At 63.5% G+C, this 18063-nt stretch carries 18 protein-coding genes; 11 read left to right on the top strand and 7 right to left on the bottom strand.

Going from position 1 to position 18063, the window contains the following annotated elements; translation table 11 throughout:
* Positions 1 to 7: 7 nt before the first annotated feature.
* From EFD56_RS09395 to repA, 4 genes are all read right to left on the bottom strand, one after another.
* Entirely contained in the window at positions 8 to 1141 is a 1134-nt protein-coding gene (locus tag EFD56_RS09395) for an RHE_PE00001 family protein (RefSeq protein WP_085743955.1), read from the bottom strand.
* 172 nt (positions 1142 to 1313) lie between these two features.
* On the bottom strand, positions 1314 to 2528 hold the full coding sequence (gene repC, locus EFD56_RS09400; protein ID WP_064826292.1) for a plasmid replication protein RepC: 1215 nt from the start codon (positions 2526 to 2528) through the stop codon (positions 1314 to 1316).
* 155 nt (positions 2529 to 2683) lie between these two features.
* Complete coding sequence (repB, locus tag EFD56_RS09405; protein WP_085744198.1) at positions 2684 to 3679, bottom strand: plasmid partitioning protein RepB; 996 nt, start codon at positions 3677 to 3679, stop codon at positions 2684 to 2686.
* Positions 3676 to 4872, bottom strand: coding sequence for a plasmid partitioning protein RepA (gene repA / locus EFD56_RS09410; protein WP_085744197.1), 1197 nt, complete (start codon positions 4870 to 4872; stop codon positions 3676 to 3678). The genes repB and repA overlap by 4 nt, the downstream gene beginning before the upstream one ends.
* A 200-nt stretch (positions 4873 to 5072) precedes the next feature.
* On the opposite strand from repA, the gene cobF reads away from it, so the two are divergent.
* From cobF to EFD56_RS09440, 5 genes are all read left to right on the top strand, one after another.
* Complete coding sequence (gene cobF / locus EFD56_RS09420; RefSeq protein ID WP_085744196.1) at positions 5073 to 5837, top strand: precorrin-6A synthase (deacetylating); 765 nt, start codon at positions 5073 to 5075, stop codon at positions 5835 to 5837.
* A 77-nt stretch (positions 5838 to 5914) separates the two neighbouring features.
* Complete coding sequence (cobG, locus tag EFD56_RS09425; RefSeq protein WP_085744195.1) at positions 5915 to 7291, top strand: precorrin-3B synthase; 1377 nt, start codon at positions 5915 to 5917, stop codon at positions 7289 to 7291.
* Positions 7292 to 7293: 2 nt separating this feature from the next.
* Positions 7294 to 7926, top strand: coding sequence for a precorrin-8X methylmutase (locus EFD56_RS09430; RefSeq protein WP_037144863.1), 633 nt, complete (start codon positions 7294 to 7296; stop codon positions 7924 to 7926).
* The gene (locus EFD56_RS09435) at positions 7923 to 8654 is read left to right on the top strand and encodes a precorrin-2 C(20)-methyltransferase (RefSeq protein ID WP_126905131.1); all 732 of its coding nucleotides are present in this window, start codon (positions 7923 to 7925) and stop codon (positions 8652 to 8654) included. The genes EFD56_RS09430 and EFD56_RS09435 overlap by 4 nt, the downstream gene beginning before the upstream one ends.
* Complete coding sequence (locus EFD56_RS09440) at positions 8651 to 9415, top strand: precorrin-3B C(17)-methyltransferase (protein WP_085744193.1); 765 nt, start codon at positions 8651 to 8653, stop codon at positions 9413 to 9415. The genes EFD56_RS09435 and EFD56_RS09440 overlap by 4 nt, the downstream gene beginning before the upstream one ends.
* Here the strand turns inward: EFD56_RS09440 and EFD56_RS09445 are convergent.
* Positions 9379 to 10149, bottom strand: a complete 771-nt coding sequence (locus EFD56_RS09445; RefSeq protein WP_126905132.1) for a cobalt-precorrin-6A reductase — start codon at positions 10147 to 10149, stop codon at positions 9379 to 9381. The genes EFD56_RS09440 and EFD56_RS09445 overlap by 37 nt on opposite strands.
* Between EFD56_RS09445 and cbiE the strand changes: the two genes are divergently transcribed.
* Complete coding sequence (gene cbiE, locus EFD56_RS09450; protein WP_085744191.1) at positions 10148 to 11380, top strand: precorrin-6y C5,15-methyltransferase (decarboxylating) subunit CbiE; 1233 nt, start codon at positions 10148 to 10150, stop codon at positions 11378 to 11380. The genes EFD56_RS09445 and cbiE overlap by 2 nt on opposite strands.
* A gap of 4 nt (positions 11381 to 11384) precedes the next feature.
* Complete coding sequence (cobM, locus tag EFD56_RS09455; protein WP_037144858.1) at positions 11385 to 12143, top strand: precorrin-4 C(11)-methyltransferase; 759 nt, start codon at positions 11385 to 11387, stop codon at positions 12141 to 12143.
* 56 nt (positions 12144 to 12199) lie between these two features.
* On the opposite strand, the gene EFD56_RS09460 is transcribed toward cobM, so the two are convergent.
* Together EFD56_RS09460 and EFD56_RS09465 are read right to left on the bottom strand one after the other, a co-directional pair.
* Complete coding sequence (locus EFD56_RS09460; protein WP_085744190.1) at positions 12200 to 13012, bottom strand: TIM barrel protein; 813 nt, start codon at positions 13010 to 13012, stop codon at positions 12200 to 12202.
* A 163-nt stretch (positions 13013 to 13175) separates the two neighbouring features.
* Positions 13176 to 14204: a LacI family DNA-binding transcriptional regulator gene (locus EFD56_RS09465; RefSeq protein ID WP_010007774.1), complete on the bottom strand. Its 1029-nt coding sequence runs from the start codon at positions 14202 to 14204 to the stop codon at positions 13176 to 13178.
* 131 nt (positions 14205 to 14335) lie between these two features.
* Here EFD56_RS09465 and EFD56_RS09470 point away from each other — a divergent pair, with 131 nt between their 5' ends.
* Genes EFD56_RS09470 through EFD56_RS09485 form a run of 4 tightly spaced genes read left to right on the top strand, consistent with a single transcriptional unit; the run spans position 14336 to position 17854 of the window.
* Positions 14336 to 15424 (top strand): fatty acid desaturase family protein, encoded by a 1089-nt coding sequence (locus EFD56_RS09470; RefSeq protein WP_085744189.1) that lies wholly within the window; start codon positions 14336 to 14338, stop codon positions 15422 to 15424.
* Positions 15425 to 15446: 22 nt separating this feature from the next.
* The gene (locus tag EFD56_RS09475; RefSeq protein WP_085744188.1) at positions 15447 to 15761 is read left to right on the top strand and encodes a MocE family 2Fe-2S type ferredoxin; all 315 of its coding nucleotides are present in this window, start codon (positions 15447 to 15449) and stop codon (positions 15759 to 15761) included.
* 11 nt (positions 15762 to 15772) lie between these two features.
* Positions 15773 to 16999 (top strand): NAD(P)/FAD-dependent oxidoreductase, encoded by a 1227-nt coding sequence (locus EFD56_RS09480; protein WP_126905133.1) that lies wholly within the window; start codon positions 15773 to 15775, stop codon positions 16997 to 16999.
* Positions 17000 to 17041: 42 nt separating this feature from the next.
* Complete coding sequence (locus tag EFD56_RS09485; protein WP_126905134.1) at positions 17042 to 17854, top strand: 3-methyl-2-oxobutanoate hydroxymethyltransferase; 813 nt, start codon at positions 17042 to 17044, stop codon at positions 17852 to 17854.
* Positions 17855 to 18063 lie beyond the last annotated feature (209 nt).

Below are 18063 nucleotides of genomic sequence, written 5' to 3' on the forward strand. Positions count from 1 at the left end.
TTTCGTTTCAGATGATACCCCAGGCGCGATAGCGGCCGCGCCCGGTGATTTCGCGAATGCCGATCTCATTGACGAGGTTCAGCGCGCCGCGCGGCGTAATCCTGAGATGGCGGGCAATCATCGCCGCCGAGACCATCGGCCGCGACAGGATGAAATCGGCAAGGTCCGGCAGGCTGCTGTTCGAACGGCGGCCGCGATAGCGCAACTCCATTTGCGTGCGTGCCAGCGACAACCGGTCGATTTCCTTGAGACCGGCCGCAGCGCCCAGATGCATCGCCTCCAGAAAGGCTTGCAGCCGTGTGGCCCGGTCGCGGGCCCGACGCCGCTCGTGGCGCACCAGCTTCAGCCCGCCGTAAAAGGAAAAGAGATGCGAGGCGACTTTGCCGCGGGCGCGCAGATAACTTGCGACCAGAAGACCACCGAGCCAATGCTGGCGCCGTAGCGGCTCAATCCTGTCCCAGGCCTCGAAAAGTATGATGGCGCCGAGAACAGGCGGCAGGCTGTCGGCCAATGGCAGCACGCTTCGCCATTCCGCAAGCCGCTGTTCCTCATCCCATTCGTCGTCGCCAAGCAGGCCGAGCGGGTCATCATTACGCTTGGTCGTAGATACTGCCGCTGTCTCTTCAGCCGGCGCCTTGCCTGTATGGATGTCGATGAGCTTTTGCGAGCGGGCAAGAAGTGCGTCGATCTCCGCCATCTCGGCGGCGAGCGGCCCGTCTTCATCCCCCTCCTCATCGTCGGGCTCGACCATGCCGGCCGGGCTTTTGGTTTCCTGGGCCGTGCCCTCCCCTTCCCCCATGGTTGCGGTCAGCGTTGCAAGGCCCGACACGCCGAAGGCCCAGGCAGGGTCCCCGGTCCAGATCCGCCGACGGCTCCGCAGCACCGAATGGGCAATCGTCAGCTCGTGGCTGGGCGCGCGGCTATCCATATGCGCATCATGCAAAACTAGATCCTCGACATGCACGAGTTCGCCGGCGACCCACAGCGCTCCGGCAGCATCGAAGAAATGACTGCGCTCGGCAAATCCCTCGCCGACCGGCGAGCGCAACACACGCTCGTCCAGCCGCGCCAGTCCGTCCTCTGCCGCAGCAAGAGCTGGAAGCAGGTTTTGAAGCATCGTACCGTCAATGTCATAGCGCATTGTAAAGCTTTGCGGTTTTTCACAAATGGAAGCAAAAGGCATGTTTTCTTCCGCCACCATGACATGGTTAACGGTGTATTTCAATGAAAGCAGTGGGGAAGAAAGCGGATAAAGGTCACAGCGACAGGCCGCATCTTCTTCTACACCGCGCAGCTGGCGCGAGGCTTTATGATCAGCCGGTTCGCCTCGCCAGCGGACCATTTGCCCGCATCAACGCCATCAGCATCGGCCCGATCGAGAATTCGCCGCGCTCCGCCCGCCGGGTCAGATCGCGCAGATAGCCGCCAGCCGAGTTGATATGGCCGCCCCGTTCCAGAATGCAGGCGATCACCGTGGCGGCGTTTTCCGGCCCCATGATATCGCAGGCCAACTGATAGGCGCTCGGGCTGACGCCCAGCGTCGAGCGGACGATGACGGCCGCGGCCATCAGATCCCGCCAGCTGCCGATCCCGCCGCCCGGCCCATAAGCGGCGATCTCGGGGCAGGCCTGCAGCACCATGGCGAGCGGAAAGGACTTTGGCGGCTCCCGCCACGTCCGCTGTTCTTCCTCCGGCTTCGCGCCCTGCTTCGTTTCGAAGCTTGGTTCAAGTTCAGATGTGGGGTGTGGGTTTGAATTATGTATGTGCCGACCGTTTTGGCTGTCATTGGCGTCTGTTTTTTCTGTTTTCGTTTTCGATTCCAGCGTCTTGATGATCATCTCGCGGAACGCCTCGAGATCAGTCAAGAGGCTCCTCATCTCCGCCGCCGACGGACGACGCGGCAGGCTGGCCGAAAGCAGATTGAAGTGCTTCTGCATCTCCATCCATTCGCCCGCTATTTCCTCTTCCAGCGCGATCTCGATCAGTTTGGCGATATCACGCCGGCAGAGCGTCAGGCGCTCCCGCAGACGCTTCCATTCCAGCCTGTCGGCCATCACCTGCGCCGCCTGCGCTTCGATCTCGCCGGCGCGTGCTAGAAGGGGCGCCAGGCTGAAGCCAAAGGCCTCGCCAAGCTTACCCTCGCCGTTGCGGCGGGCAAACCGTTTGCCGTTCGGGCTGTCGCGCCGAATGATCAGGCCGGCTTCCACCAGCATCGCCAGGTTCCGTCGCAGCGTCGTCCCGGCCATGCCATGCGTACGCAGCGAAAGCTGCTCATTCGACGGAAAAACCACGAAACCATTGGCCTCGGCAATCTCGTTCTTCGGGTAGAAGGTCAGCAGCGCGTTGAGAACGGCAAGCGCGCGATCGGATACGCCGATCATATCCTTTGCCTCGCAGAGCGAGCGGAAGATCTTCCACTTGTCGACCGATGCATCCGGGTCGACCTTGCTGGCGCTTTCCTGGCTTGCCAGCATGCCAAGCGTCATTGATCGCCGCCCAAAGGGCGTCGATACATATTGAGGCTCCATGTCCCTCACCTTTTTTTAAGGCAAAAGAAATCTCACCATCCAAAAGGATGCCGAAGATGCTTGACAGCGATTCGAGGAAGTGCGATTCTCAGATTGTCCAGATATGAGAAAGGCTTCCGCGACGGCAACGTTCGGAGGCTTTTTTCTTTTGCGGCCTACTCTCCTGCTTGCAACTTGCCGGCCCGATAGGCTTCGTAAAGCTCATCGAGACGGCGTGAAATGTAAGCGCCGAAATCCGGCGCATCGCCGGTTTTCAACGCGATCGTGAAGGAATTGCCGGCGCTCTTGATTCGGCCGGCAATCTTGCCGCCGCTCTTCGGCTTCCAGTCGTATTCCGTGGGCTCCGGCTTCGCCTCTTTGCGGGCAAGTTCGGCAACCAAAAGTTCGAAACGGCGGTCGCTCTCTTCCGCCATGAAGCGTTCCGAGGCGATCAGCTTCGTAAGCCGCGCCGCCGTTATCCCGTTCCAATCCTGGGCAAGCGCCATCCATTTACGCCGTCCGATGCCGGGTGCTGCTCCCACGGAGCGGACGATCTCGGCCGGGATGGCCTTTGCGACCGATAACAGCTTCGACAGCTCCGTCTTGTCGGTCGATAGCGCCTTCATGATGACGGGGCGCTCAAACCCCTTGAGCTCGAGATTGAAGGCAAAGACGGCGCGTTCAATATAGGAAAGGTTGCGGCGCGCCGAGTTCTCGATACCCTGCGCGATGACAACATCGGTATCATCGAGCTGGCGGACGATCGCCTGCACCTTGCGTCCAAGCAGCCTCACGGCCTGGAGGCGTCGATGGCCGTAGGCGATCTGGTAGCGCGCCTCGTCATCTGGATGGCGGCGGACGAGGACCGGCACTTCCTGACCATTCTCGGCAATCGACTGCACCAGATCGTCTTCCATATCGAGCGGCTGGTCGGCAAGCCGGTCGCGCACGAAGGAGGAATCGATCAGATCCGGATCGAGTTCGACAATACGTTCGCCGGAAAGCAGGGCCTCCTGCATCGCCCTGCTCTCTTCCTCCATGCGCCCGAGGGTCAGCGCCATCGTCCGGACCGGCCCGGCCGCTCCGCGCGACGACGACTCTTCGTAGTTGGCCGCGGCCAACTCCTGCGCCGTATCGTCGAAAAGACCTTTAAGGCGATTGCGTCTGCTCATGTCCTGCCCCAGGCTTTGTGAATGCCGGCAAGAACCTCGCTGTTGGCGGCATTGACCGATTCCAGCGCCCGATCGTAGGTCGAGCGGCGCACTTGCCCCTTCTCGATTTCGAAGAGGGTCTGCTTGGTCAGGCCGGCATCGGCGATTGCCGTCGACTTGAGAATGGTTGCCGTCAACACGTCATCGCCGAACAGGCTGCGCAACAGCGCAACAATCTGCGACTGCGGTGCATCGAACGGTTCGTGCCGGGTGACGACATATTTGATGAAGTCGTGTTGCAGGTCGCCGCCGGCCTTGCGCACGACGGAGAGCAGATCCGAGGTCATCAGCAGGAACTGCGACATGGACGCGACGTCGACCATCTGCGGATGGATGGTGATGAGCAGCGATGTGGCGGCGCAGACGGCCCCGAGGGTGAGATAGCCGAGCTGCGGCGGGCAATCGATCACCACCACGTCGTAATCGGCCTCGACCTCGGCAATCGCCACGCCGACCCGGCGGAAGAACAGCTCGGCCGGCTTCTGGCGATCAGTGAGCGCCCGCGGGGTGTCGTGCTCGAACTCCATCAGTTCCAGATTGCCCGGCACAAGATCGAGCCCGTCGAAATAGGTCTTGCGGACAATCTCCTTCAGCGGCTTGCGTCCGGCATCGTAGCGAATTGCGCCATAGAGCGTATCGCCGTCGGAGAGATCGAATTCGGGCTGCACGCCGAGCATGGAGGAGAGCGAAGCCTGCGGATCGAGATCAATGGCAAGCACCCGATAACCGGCCAGCGCCAGATACTGCGCCAGATAGAGGGTCGTCGTCGTCTTGGCCGAACCGCCCTTGAAATTGGTTACGGCGACCGTCTGCAGCTTCTCGCCGGGACGCCGCCACGGAAGATAGGCGAGCGCATCCTTCGGCTTCAGCTTCGCCATATAATGGCGCAATTCATTGATCTGGCCGAGCGTATAGGAGCGCCTGCCGTTCGGGGAAAGTTCCGGCTGCGGTCCCTTGCCATCCAGCGAAAGCTGGCGAAGATAGCCGTCGGAAACGCCGATCATCTGTGCGGCCTCGCCGGAGGAGAATGTGCGCAGCGTCTTCTGCGAAAGCGGCGGAAACAGCTTGTCGCGCAGCAGCTTCAATTGCCGCGAAAGCTGGTTCGCATGCCGCTCGATCCGCACATCTGTCGTCGATACGCTAATGTTGTCCAAAACACCCAATCCTTTTCGATGCGCTTTTCTGTCAACTTAGCGTCAAAAAGCGTATCGAAAATGACACGATTCGGTATCTGCGGCAACAATAGGGGCCGGAGCCTCCTGTGGATCCAGTTGGCCGCGGCCAACTCGCTGTTCTGCCCTTGCGGCGACCCGGCTTTTTCGGCAAGACCGCCAGGAATCATGGGAGTATCGGCGTGAAGCACATCCATATCATCGGCATCGGTACGGGCAATCCGGAGCACGTCACCATACAGGCAATCAATGCGATGAACGCCGCCGACGTGATCTTCCTGCCGCTCAAGGGCGCGGTCAAGGAGGAGCTTGCCGAGGTCCGCCGAGAGATCTGCCAACGGTATATTGCCCGGCCGGGCGTCCGGATTCTAGAATTCGAAGTGCCACAGCGACAGACGGCGGAGAGAAGCTACGGGCAAAGCGTCGACGCCTGGCATGGCGAAATCGCCCATATCTATGAAGAGCTGATCTCAGGTCTCCCCGAGGATGGCAGCGGCGCCTTCCTCGTCTGGGGCGACCCCAGTCTCTACGACAGCACGATCCGCATCATCGAGCGGGTGCGGCAGCAAGCTGGCCTGGAGTTCGACTACCGCGTCGTTCCCGGCATCACCAGCATCCAGGCCCTGGCGGCCAGCCACAAGATCCCGATCAATCTCGTTGGCAGGCCGATCGAGATCACCACTGGACGCAGGCTGGCGCGGGAGGGACTCCAGGCGCCAACGACCGTCGTCATGCTCGACGGCGAACAGGCTTTTGCCAGGATCGACGATCCCGACGCCGAGATCTTCTGGGGCGCCTATCTCGGCACCGAGGACGAGATCGTCCGATCAGGGCGGCTCGGCGATGTCGCGGCCGATATTCTGACACTCAGGCGCGAGGCCCGGCAACGGCATGGCTGGATCATGGACATCTATCTCCTGCGCAAGGGGCGGGATTTCGAGGAATAGCCGATCGACCCTTTCCGGCATGTTTTGCCCCGCCCGCCGCGATCATGTAAGAAACGGACAGAGGATTGAGAACGGGCATGGAAACCGCCAGGACGATCGACAACGGAGAGGCGACGGACAGTCATGACCGCGCGGCGGCGAAGAGGCGCGCGCGCGGCGCCTGCCCCGCCCTTGCCGCACCGATGCCGACCGGCGACGGCCTGCTCGTGCGGCTGCGTCCGGCCGGCGGCGCCTTGACGCTGCTGCAACTCGCCGCACTTGCCCGCTCGGCTGCGACGCATGGAAACGGCATTCTCGAGATCACCGCGCGCGGTAATCTGCAAATCCGCGGGCTGCGGGCCGAGACGGTCGCAAAGCTCGCCGCCGATATCGATGCCGGCGGCATCATCGTGCCGGACGGACCGGCAATCGAGCTCTCGCCGCTGCACGGCATCGACCCGGAAGAGGTGAGCGATCCGGCCGCCATGGAACTGGCGTTGCGCAACACACTACAGGAACAGTTCGCCTCGCCGTGGCTTGCGCCGAAACTGTCGATCGTCATCGACGGCGGTGGGGTCTTCGGCTTGTCGGCGCTTCCCGCCGACATCCGTGTCGTCGCGGTTTCACAAACACAATGGCTGGTCGCCGTCGATGGCGACGGGGCGACGGCAACGCCGGTCGCGGTCGGGTCTGCGGAGGCAGCCGTCTCAGCCGCCGGCGAAATCCTGAGCCTGCTGGCAATGCTCGGGCCGGGCAGTCGGACACGGGATATCGATCCGGCGCTTCTGCGAGCACATTTTCCCGCCATGGCCGCCATCCCAACGATTCAGTCCCGCTCGGCAAGGATGCCGTTATCGGGCCTGCATCGATTGGCCGACGGCAAAACCGTGCTCGGCGTGCGGCCGGAATTCGGGCAGACGAGGGCGTCCGACCTCACCGCCCTGCTCGCTCTCGCCGACGCCGCCGGCGCAACGGCCATCCGGCTGGCGCCGGGCCGCGGTTTCTTCTTCCTCGGCCTGCCGGCAGAGAGCGTGCCGGCGATCGAGGCCGCGGCCGCCAGCTATGGCTTCAGCGCGCAATCCGGCGAGAAAGCCGAGCATATCGCCGCATGCGCCGGCGCCGGCGCCTGCGGCTCCGCCTTCTTCGAGACCAGAACGCTGGCGCGCCGCATTCTGGCCGCGGCACCCGACCTTTTCGACGGCTCGCTGACGCTGCATCTCTCCGGCTGCGCCAAGGGCTGCGCGCATCCGCGTCCGGCGCTGACGCTGACCGGCACGTCTGAAGGTTACGATCTCATCCTCAACGGGTTGGCAATGGACCGGCCGGATGAACGGATCGCTGGCGGACGGATCGATTTCGCTATAGAGAGGCTCGCCCGCTCCATCGAAGACAACAGAGGCGCTGGCGAATCGACCGCCGCCTGCCTTAAACGGCTTGGCGCAACCGGCGTTGCGAAGGCGCTGCGACAGGGATAGGAATGCCAGACTACGATTACATCCGCAGCGGCGACGCGATCTACGAGCGTTCCTTTGCGATCATCCGCGCCGAGGCCGATCTTTCGCGCTTCACCGAAGATCAAGCCGAGATCGCCGTCCGCATGATCCATGCCTGCGGGTTGGTCGAAGCGGCGGCGCATTTCGTCTTTTCGACCGATTTCGTCGGTGCCGCGCGGAGCGCGCTGCAGGCCGGGGCGCCGATCTTCTGCGACGCGGAAATGGTCTCCCATGGTGTCACCCGGGCGCGGCTGCCGGCGCTGAACGAGGTGATCTGCACGCTGCGCGATCCGGCGACGCCAGAGCTGGCGCGCGAGATCGGCAATACGCGCTCGGCCGCCGCCATGCATCTGTGGCTCGACCGGCTCGGCGGAAGTGTCGTCGCGATCGGCAACGCGCCGACGGCGCTGTTCCACCTGCTCGAGCTCCTGCGCGACGGCGCTCCGAAACCCGCTGCGATCCTCGGCATGCCCGTTGGCTTCGTCGGCGCGGCGGAATCGAAGGACGCGCTGGCAGAGAATTCCTACGGCGTTCCCTTCGCCATCGTGCGCGGCCGGCTTGGCGGCAGCGCCATGACGGCTGCAGCGCTCAATGCTCTGGCGAGGCCGGGGCTATGACGGAACATGGCCGTCTGATCGGCGTCGGCACGGGTCCCGGCGATCCCGAGCTTCTGACCCTCAAAGCCGTCCGCGCCATCGAAGGCGCCGATGTCATTGCCTATTTCGCCAAAGAGGGCAGGGGCGGCAACGGCAAGGCGATCGTCGAGCCGCTGCTGAAATCCGGCGTGACGCTGCTGCCGCTCTATTATCCCGTCACCACCGAGATCGACAAGAACGACGAACGCTACCAGAGCCTGATCACCCGGTTCTATGATCGATCTGCCGCGGCAATCGCCGACCATCTCGATGCCGGGCGGACCGTCGCCGTGCTCAGCGAAGGCGATCCGCTGTTCTATGGATCCTATATGCACCTGCATGTCAGACTTTGCCAGCGCTACCCGACGGAAGTGATCCCCGGCATCAGCGCCATGTCCGGCTGCTGGTCGTTAGCCGGCATGCCGATCGTGCAGGGGGATGACGTGCTGTCCGTACTGCCCGGTACGATGGACGAGACGGAGCTGGCGCGCCGCCTCGCCGACACGCAAGCGGCCGTCATCATGAAGGTCGGCCGCAATCTGCCGAAGATCCGCCGCGCGCTGGAGGCCGCCGGCCGGCTTGCGGAAGCCGTCTATGTCGAACGCGGCACCATGGCGAATGCGGCCATGGTAAAGCTTGCCGACAGAGCTGACGGCGAGGCGCCGTATTTTTCGCTGGTGCTGGTTCCCGGCTGGGAGGGCAGCCGATGAGCGGCGCGCTTTTCGTGATCGGCACCGGTCCCGGTAACCCTGAGCAGATGACGCCGGAGGCGTTGGCTGCTGTCGAAGCTGCGACCGATTTCTTCGGGTATGGACCCTATCTCGACAGACTGCAACTGCGGCATGATCAGCTGCGGCATGTCTCGGACAATCGCGAAGAGCTCGACAGGGCAGGGGCGGCACTTTCGATGGCGGCGGATGGCGCCAAAGTCTGCGTCGTCTCCGGCGGCGATCCCGGTGTCTTCGCCATGGCGGCGGCCGTCTGCGAGGCGATCGAGAACGGACCGGCCGCCTGGCGCGCCGTCGATCTCACCATCCTGCCCGGCGTCACCGCCATGCTGGCAGTGGCGGCAAGGGCGGGGGCGCCGCTTGGTCACGACTTTTGCGCCATATCGCTCTCCGACAATCTAAAGCCCTGGAATATAATAGAAAACCGTCTTGAATTGGCGGCCAAGGCCGGGTTCGTCATCGCCCTTTATAATCCGATCAGCCGGGCCCGGCCTTGGCAACTCGGCGAGGCCTTCAAGCTGCTGCGGGCGCATCTGCCTGCAACGACACCGGTTATTTTCGGGCGGGCGGCCGGGCGGCCGGACGAACGTATTGCCCTGCAGCCGCTATCTCAGGCTGATGCCTCGATCGCCGATATGGCGACCTGCATCATCATCGGCTCGGCCGAAACGCGGATCATCACGCGGCCCAGCAGGCCGGATCTCGTCTATACCCCGCGTTTCATGGCGGAGGGAAAGAGGTGATCGATCGCCGCCAGCGCCGCCTCGACAGTTTCGACCGTCTTGACCGCGGACGCCTCAGCCCGTGCGACCATCATCACCTCGATGCCGAGCAGGCGGGCTGCCTCGATCTTCGCATAGGTGGCGGCGCCGCCGCTGTTCTTGGCAATGATGACATCGATATGGTGTTGCCTCAGCAGAGCCAATTCGCCTTCCAGCGTGAACGGACCGCGATCGAGGATATAATCGACATTCGCAAGCGTCAGCGGCGGCTCGACGGGGTCGACGCTGCGGACGAGATAGTGATGCTGCGCTGCCGCTTCCGCATGATGCGCACCCTGCCGGCCGGTGGCCAGGAAGACGTGGCGGGGGGAGGGGCCAAGTGCCTCGATGGCCGCCGGAATGCTCCGCACTTCCCGCCAATGATCACCCGTCAGGCGCTGCCATTCGGCACGGCGCAGAGCGATTGCGGTTATGCCGATGGCCTCGGCAGCATGGGCGGCATTGGTGGAAATGCGCTCGGCGAAGGGATGCGTGGCGTCGATCAACAGATCATATCCGCCGGCCTTCAGAAAATCGGCGAGCGCCGCAGCCCCGCCGAAACCACCGATTCGAACCGGAACCGGCTGCGCGGCCGGTTTTTCGGTACGACCGGCCAGCGACAGAAGAACGTCGCAATCGTCACGCGCCGCGAGCGCTTCGGCCAGCAGACGCGCCTCGCTGGTGCCGCCGAGGATCAGGATGCGAGGTCGTCCCATGGCTGATGTCTCTCCTGCCGGCAATCCGCCCTGGCTGACTATTATCGGCATCGGTGAAGATGGTCCAGAAGGGCTGGGCGAGGAGGCGAGGAGGCTGATCGCCGGCGCACCGGCTGTCTTCGGCGGCGCACGGCATCATGCTCTGGCGGCGCCGCTGATATCAGGTGAGAGCTTTTCCTGGCAGAGCCCGTTCGAGCGCTCGATCGAAGCCATCCTTGCCAGGCGCGGCACGGCGGTTGTCGTGCTCGCCTCCGGCGATCCGTTTCTCTACGGCGTCGGCGCAACGCTCTCCCGGCATTTGGCAGCAGAGGAGATGCGCACCATCCCGGCGCCCTCGGCCTTCAGCCTTGCCGCCTCGCGGCTCGGCTGGCCGCTGCAGGACGTGGCGGCGATTTCGCTGCATGGCAGACCGATCGACCTGATCCGGCCGCATCTGCACCCAGGGCGGCGCATCATTGCGCTGACATCGGACGAGAATGGCCCTCGCGCGCTGGCAAACCTGCTTGCCGCCGATGGCTTCGGTCAGTCGCAGCTTACCGTTCTCGAGGCGCTCGGCGGCGCGCGGGAACGGCGCAGAAACGCGATCGCGGCCGGTTTCGATCTCACAGATATCGATTCCCTCAACGTCTGCGCCCTGCAAATCGCGGCAGGGGAGGGGGCGCGCATTCTGCCTTTCGCCGCAGGCCTTGAGGACGGGCTGTTCGAACATGACGGTCAGATCACCAAACGCGAGGTCCGGGCGATGACGCTGTCGGCGCTTGCGCCGCGTCACGGGCAACTGCTCTGGGACATCGGCGCCGGTTCCGGCTCGATCGGCATCGAATGGATGCTCGCCGATCCGTCGCTGAAGACGATCGCCCTCGAGCAATCGTCGGAGCGGGCGGCGCGGATCGCCCGCAATGCATCCGCTTTCGGCGTGCCGCATCTCGCCGTCGTCGAAGGCGCAGCACCCGGCGCATTGGCGGGCTTGCCGGAACCGGACGCGATCTTCATCGGCGGCGGCGGCAGCGAGCCCGCCGTCATCGATGCCGCCACTGCGGCGCTGAGGCGGGGAGGGCGGCTCGTCGCCAATGCCGTAACGCTCGAAATGGAGGCCGTGCTGCTCTCAGAACACGCAAGACGCGGCGGCTCGCTGACGCGCATTGAAATAGCGCGCGCAGGGGCCATCGGCGGCATGAGCGGCTGGCGGCCGGCCATGCCGGTGACGCAGTGGTGCTGGACGAAAGGATGACGGAATGACGGTGCATTTCATCGGCGCGGGGCCGGGGGCTGCGGATCTGATCACGGTGCGTGGCCGCGATCTCATCGCCCGGTGCCCGGTCTGTCTTTATGCCGGTTCGATCGTCTCCCCCGAATTGCTGCAATATTGCCCGGCCGATGCGCGGATCGTCGATACCGCACCCATGTCGCTCGACGAGATCGAGGCGGAGTATCTGAGCGCCGCTGCCGCCGGGCAGGACGTCGCAAGGCTGCATTCCGGCGATCTCTCGGTCTGGAGCGCGGTAGCCGAGCAGGTGCGCCGGCTTGAAAAACACGGCATTGCCTATACGATGACGCCAGGTGTTCCGGCCTTTGCCGCCGCTGCCTCAGCGCTCGGGCGCGAACTGACGATCCCGGCCGTCGCCCAGAGCCTGGTGCTCACCCGCGTTTCCGGCCGCGCTTCGCCAATGCCGAACGATGAGACGCTGGCGAAATTCGGCGCGACGGGCGCCACGCTGGCGATCCATCTGGCAATCCATGCGCTGAAGCAGGTGGTGGAGGAATTGACGCCGCTTTACGGCGCCGACTGCCCGGTCGCCATTGTCGTCAAGGCCTCCTGGCCGGACGAGCGCGTCCTGCGCGGCACGCTCTCAAATATCGAGGCAAAGGTTGCGGCCGAACCGATCGAACGCACGGCGATCATTTTCGTCGGCCCGTCGCTTGCGGCAGAGGATTTTCGCGAAAGTTCGCTCTACGACCCGGCCTATCAGCGCCGGTTCAGGGGCCGCGAATAGATCGATACGATCGGCCGCTCGCCGGCGGCCGATCGTTAGGCGACATTGCTTAGGCTTCAAACCCTTGCAGTGAGATAATCCATGCTGGCGCGCAGCGCGCCGGCCGGGTCCTTGACCGCATGCACCTCGGCTGCGAAGGGCTCGAAGGAGAAGGGACCCTTGTATCCCGCCTGCAGCAGCGCCTTGATCTGCCCGGCATTGTCCAGCCGGTCGTCACCGTCGACGAGCGCGCGGTGGGAATCGCGCATATCGGCCACAGAAACAGAGGGGTCGCTGACGCCGGAAATGTGCACGAGGCCGGCAAGCTCCGGGAAGGTTGCGGCTTCGCCGGCAAGGTGATGGTGGAAGGTGTCGTGGACGAGCTTGAAGGTCGATTGCGCGCCGAGTTCCTTGATTGCCTCGGCCGCCTCGGTCTTCAAGCGCAGTGAGCAGATCTCGAAACCGAGCGGCTCAACGAGACCGATAATCCCGGCTTTATCGAGCATCGGCTTCAACGCCGTCAAGGACTGGCGCAGATTGGCCTGCCGTTCGCCATCGGCGCAGCCGGTGCCGTCGTTCTTCGGAACGAGGACCAGCGCCTTTGCGCCGCAGGCGCTGGCATAGTCGATCAGTTCCTGCGCTTCCCTGGCGCGGGCTTCATTCCACTCGTTGAAGCGCTGCAGGGCGTTGATCGAAATGATCGTCAGGCCGTGGCGGTCGGCAGCCTGCTTGATCGCTTCGGGTTTGGTGCCGTCGAGAATCGCATTGCCGGAAAGGTCGTTGCGGATCTCGACCGAAGCGATGCCGAGCGACTTTGCCAGCGCGAAGAAATCATCGATTGCGAGCGACGGCGCGGCCATATGGTTGAGCGCAAAGCGGATCGAAGTCATGACGGATATATCCTCCTCGTCTCCGCGACATCAGCGGAGCAGTTCCTCGTGAATGAGCGTGCGAATCTCTATCGGAATTCCTGCGGCAATCCATCGGGCATCGCTGCCCCCCGCTCTCATTGCTGAAAGAATTTCAGCCGAAATGATAGATTTCCATCATTTCTCAGATATTCTCCGAAATATGGATATCGAAGGGCAGGAAGAACTGGCCGGGAACGGCCGTTTCGCTGTTTTCGATCGCACTCGTCATCAGCCCTATCAGCTCTTTGCACAGTGCGGGCAGGGGGGTGCCGATCGCCATGGCGACGATATCGTCGGCAAGCCCGGCTTTGCTGTCGGGCGTCAGCTCGTTGACCACGAGAACGATCCTGCCGCCGAGATTCTCCTCACGGATCGCCGAGATCGCGCCCTCCATGCCGCCGCCGCAGACATAAAGGCCGACGAGATCGGGATGCTTCTGTAGCAGCGTCAGCGTCGCCTCATGGGTGATCTCCGGAGTATCCAGGTTGATCAATGTATCGATGACGTCGAATTCCGGCGCGTTTTCACGAAAATACGAACGAAAACCGATCTCACGCAGCTCATGTCCGTGAAAACGATGACTGCCGACGAAACAGGCGACCTTACCCGGCACACGGGCAGTCTTGGCAATCACCCAGGCGGCGGTCCGGCCGACCTTGCGATTGTTGACGCCAATATAGGCATTGCGCACCCCTGAGGCGAAGTCGGAAAGCAGCGAAAAGACGGGAATGTCTCTTTCCCTCAGTTCCTCAATTGCCGCCGTCACCGCAGGATAGTCTGGAGCGACGAGAGCGATGGCCTGGTTGCGGGCGCCGAGGGCCTTGAGCTTCTCGACGATCGCCGCCGGTGTTGAAGCGGAGGGATAGTCGATCTGGGTCTGGACACGGGCGGTGGTCACGGCGCGCGCCGCCACTTCGATCTCGCGAGCGAAAGCCTGATAGAAGGGCTGCATCGGCTTTTGCAGCAGGAACGCCAGCCTGTATTGCGGCAGATCCTCGAAGACGCGTTGGCGGATGAGGCCGACGGCATGGTAGCCGATCGACTGGGCTGCGTCATAGACCCGCCGCGCCGTTTCCTCGCGCACGCGGTGGCGACCGTTGAGCACCCGGTCGACGGTGGCGACGCTGACGCCCGAGGCGCGGGCAAGGTCGGAGATGGTGGGGCGGCGCATGGTGTTTCCTGATGGATTCGCTCATGGATGCGAGCCACTCTTGATGGCTTTTGATAGATTACATCAAGCCTGCATTGAGCCTCGTTCAAAGTCAACCTATTCTCCCGGCAACAGCATTAGGGAGGCGGATAATGGCGAGCGAGACCAAGAAGCGTGACTACGACCTGCTCGGCGAAAGCGGCCGCACCGCCGTCGAGACGGGACTGGCGGCAGCGCAATGGTACCACACCGATATTCCGCGCAAGGAGATGAAGGCGCTGATGCAGCGCTCCGATGCACCTGCAATCCGTGACACGGTCATCTGGCTCGGCAGCATGCTGGTCCTGGCCGGGCTCGGCGTCTATTTCTGGGGCTCGTGGATCGCTCTGCCCTTCTTCCTCGCCTATGGCGTGCTCTACGGCTCGGCCTCCGACAGCCGCTGGCACGAATGCGGCCACGGCACTGCCTTCAAGACGCGCTGGATGAACGATGCCGTCTATCAGATCGCCTGCTTCATGATCATGCGCAATCCGGTGACATGGCGCTGGAGCCACACACGCCACCACACCGATACCGTCATCGTCGGCCGCGATCCCGAAATTGCCGTCATGCGGCCGCCGGACCTCTTCCGGCTGGTCCTCAATTTCTTCGGCATCCTCGATGTCTGGCACGCTGTTATCGACATGCTGCGCAATGCCGCCGGCATCATCGCTGCGGCGGAAAAGACCTTCATTCCTGACATGGAGCAGCCGAAGGCGATTCGCATCGCCCGCATCTGGCTGGCGATTTATGTCGCCACGATCGCCGCCGCGATCGCCATGGGTTCGATCCTGCCGCTGATGCTGATCGGCCTGCCGCGCCTCTACGGCGCCTGGCATCACGTGCTGACGGGCCTGCTGCAGCATGGCGGGCTTGCCGACAACGTCATCGATCACCGGCTGAACAGCCGCACCGTCTATATGAACCCGATCAGCCGTTTCATCTACTGGAACATGAACTACCACGTCGAACATCACATGTTCCCGATGGTGCCCTACCACGCGCTGCCGAAGCTGCATGCGATGATCAAGCACGACCTGCCGGCGCCGAACCCGTCGATCTGGTCGGGCTATCGCGAGATGATCCCGGCTTTCCTGCGCCAGCTGCGCAACGAGGATTATTTCCTGAGGCGCGAACTGCCGGCCACCGCGCGGCCCTATCGCGAGGAATTCCACAACGAACTGGCGCCGGCGGCGCAATAATCGAAAATCGAGGAGGATTGAGATGAGCGGAAACTGGATCGAAGTCTGCGGCAAGGACGAGATCGATGAGGAGGATGTCATCCGCTTCGATCATGGGGGGCGCACCTTTGCGGTCTACCGCAGCCCCGACGACGAATTCTTCGCCACCGACGGACTCTGCACGCACGAACATATCCACCTCGCCGATGGACTCGTCATGGATGAGATCATCGAATGTCCGAAACATAACGGCCGCTTCGACTACAAGACCGGCGAGGCCAAGGGCGCCCCGGTCTGCGTCAATCTCAAGACCTACCCGGTCAAGATCGAAGGCGGCACCGTCTTCATCTCGCTCTGACGGAGGCTGTCGTGGCTCATTTCGTGATACTGGGTGCGGGCGAATGCGGGGCCCGCGCCGCCTTCGCCTTGCGGGAAAAAGGCTTTGACGGCGACATAACGCTTGTCGGCGCCGAGCCCCTTCATCCCTATGAGCGGCCGCCGCTGTCAAAGGCCGGCATCGCCGATGCCTGCGATCCGAAATTCATCGCCGCGGCGGAAAAATACGCCGAGAGCGGCATCCGGCTGCTGACCGGCCTCGAAGCCGGGGATTTCGACACGGCGTCCAGGACCGTCACGCTTTCCGACGGGACGACGCTTTCCTATGACAAGCTTCTGCTGGCGACGGGTGCCGCCGCGCGTTCGTTCCCCGGCGTCCCGGACGGCACCCCCCATATTCGCTTGCTGAGGACGCATCAGGATGCCACGGCACTGCGCGAGACCATGCGGCCGGGGAAGCATATCGCCATCATCGGCGGCGGCTTCATCGGTCTGGAACTGGCGGCGACTGCACGCCGGCTCGGCGCTGAGGTCACCGTCATCGAAGGGCTGGAACGCGTGCTGAAGCGCGGCGTGCCGGAAGCGATCGCGCACCTGCTGACCGAACGCCACCGCGCCGAGGGTGTCGATATCCGCTGCGGCGTCTCGATCGAGAGGCTGAGCGAGGAAGGCGGAAGGGCCACAATCAGATTGTCGAACGGCGAGCGGATCGAAGCCGATCTCGCGCTTGTCGGCATCGGCGCCCGGCCGAATGTCGAGATCGCCGAAAGGGCGGGGCTGACGATCGAAAACGGCGTCGCAGTCGACAGCTATCTCCAGACCTCGGCGCCGGATGTTTTTGCGGCTGGCGACTGCTGCTCCTTTCCGTTGCCGATCTATGGCGGCCGGCGGGTGCGGCTCGAATCCTGGCGCAACGCCCAGGAACAGGGCACATTGGCCGCGGCCAACATGCTCGGCCACGGCGAAGCGGTCTCCGCCGTGCCGTGGTTCTGGTCGGATCAATACGATATGACGCTGCAGATAGCAGGCCTTGCCGAAGGCGCCGTCACGCATCAGCGCCGCGACCTCGGGGCGGGCGCCTTCATTCTGTTCCATCTCGATGCCGACGGACGATTGATCGCCGCAAGCGGCATCGGACCGGGCAATGCCGTGGCGCGCGATATCCGCCTCGCCGAAATGCTGATCGCAGCACGTGCCCATCCGGACCCGGCGGCGCTCGCTGCCAGCGACATCAAACTGAAATCCCTGCTGGCCGCCTGAGCCGCCCGATATATTCACCCTATATTTTCAAAGGAATTGACGATGAAGAAACATAAGCGCGCGACCGTTGCCGACCTGCTGGCGGAAAAAGGCAAGCGCCAGCTCACCATGCTGCGCGTCACCTCGCTGGAGGAGGCTGAAGCGGCCGAAAAGGCGGGGATCGACATCGTCTCGGTGCCGCCATCGCTGCTCGGCCCGGTCTTCCGCGAGATTGCGCCGACGCCCTTTGCCATTCCCGGGCTCGAATATGGCGACCATGTCTCGGCGGAAGACTATCTGCGTGCTGCCTTTGCGGCGCTGAAGGCCGGCGGCGACGCGGTCTATTGCGCCGCCAGCCTGCAGACGATCCGGCGCATGCGCGATGAGGGCATCCCGGTCTGCGGCCACCTCGGACTGATCCCGTCGAAGGCGACATGGACCGGCGGCTTCCGCGCCGTCGGCAAGACGGCGGCAAGTGCGGCCGAAATCTGGCGGCAGACCAAGGCGCTGGAAGAGGCCGGCGCCTTCGCCGCCGAAATCGAAGTCGTGCCGGGCGATGTCGCTGCCGCCATCAGCAGCAACACCTCGATGCTGATGATCTCCATGGGCGCCGGCAGCGGCTGCGACGCCCAATATCTCTTCGCCGACGACGTGCTCGGCGCCAATCGCGACCACTATCCGCGCCATGCCAAGGTCTACCGCAATTTCGCCGCCGAACACGACCGGCTGCAGCGCGAACGCATCGCCGCCTTCACCGAATTCGCCGACGATGTCCGCACCGGCGCCTACCCGGAGAAGCGCCATCTCGTCGGTATCGACGAAGGCGAATTGAAGGCTTTCCTGGATCGGCTGGCGAGCGAGACGGGGAATAGCTGAGGGTAGTGTCCGGCTATTCTTGCCTTCGCTTACGCGCAGCGCATTCGCTCCTATCGTCGCTCACCCCCTCATCTGCCTGCCGGCATCTTCTCCCCGCTGGGGAGAAGGGGAGTTGTGGCGGCGTCTCGCGCCCTCTTGAGGCCTTTGATGCAGGAATGATCACCGTGCAGCTTGCTCCCCCTTCTCCCCAGCGGGGAGAAGATGCCCGC

The organism is Rhizobium phaseoli (assembly GCF_003985125.1).
Classification (GTDB): Bacteria; Pseudomonadota; Alphaproteobacteria; order Rhizobiales; family Rhizobiaceae; genus Rhizobium; species Rhizobium phaseoli.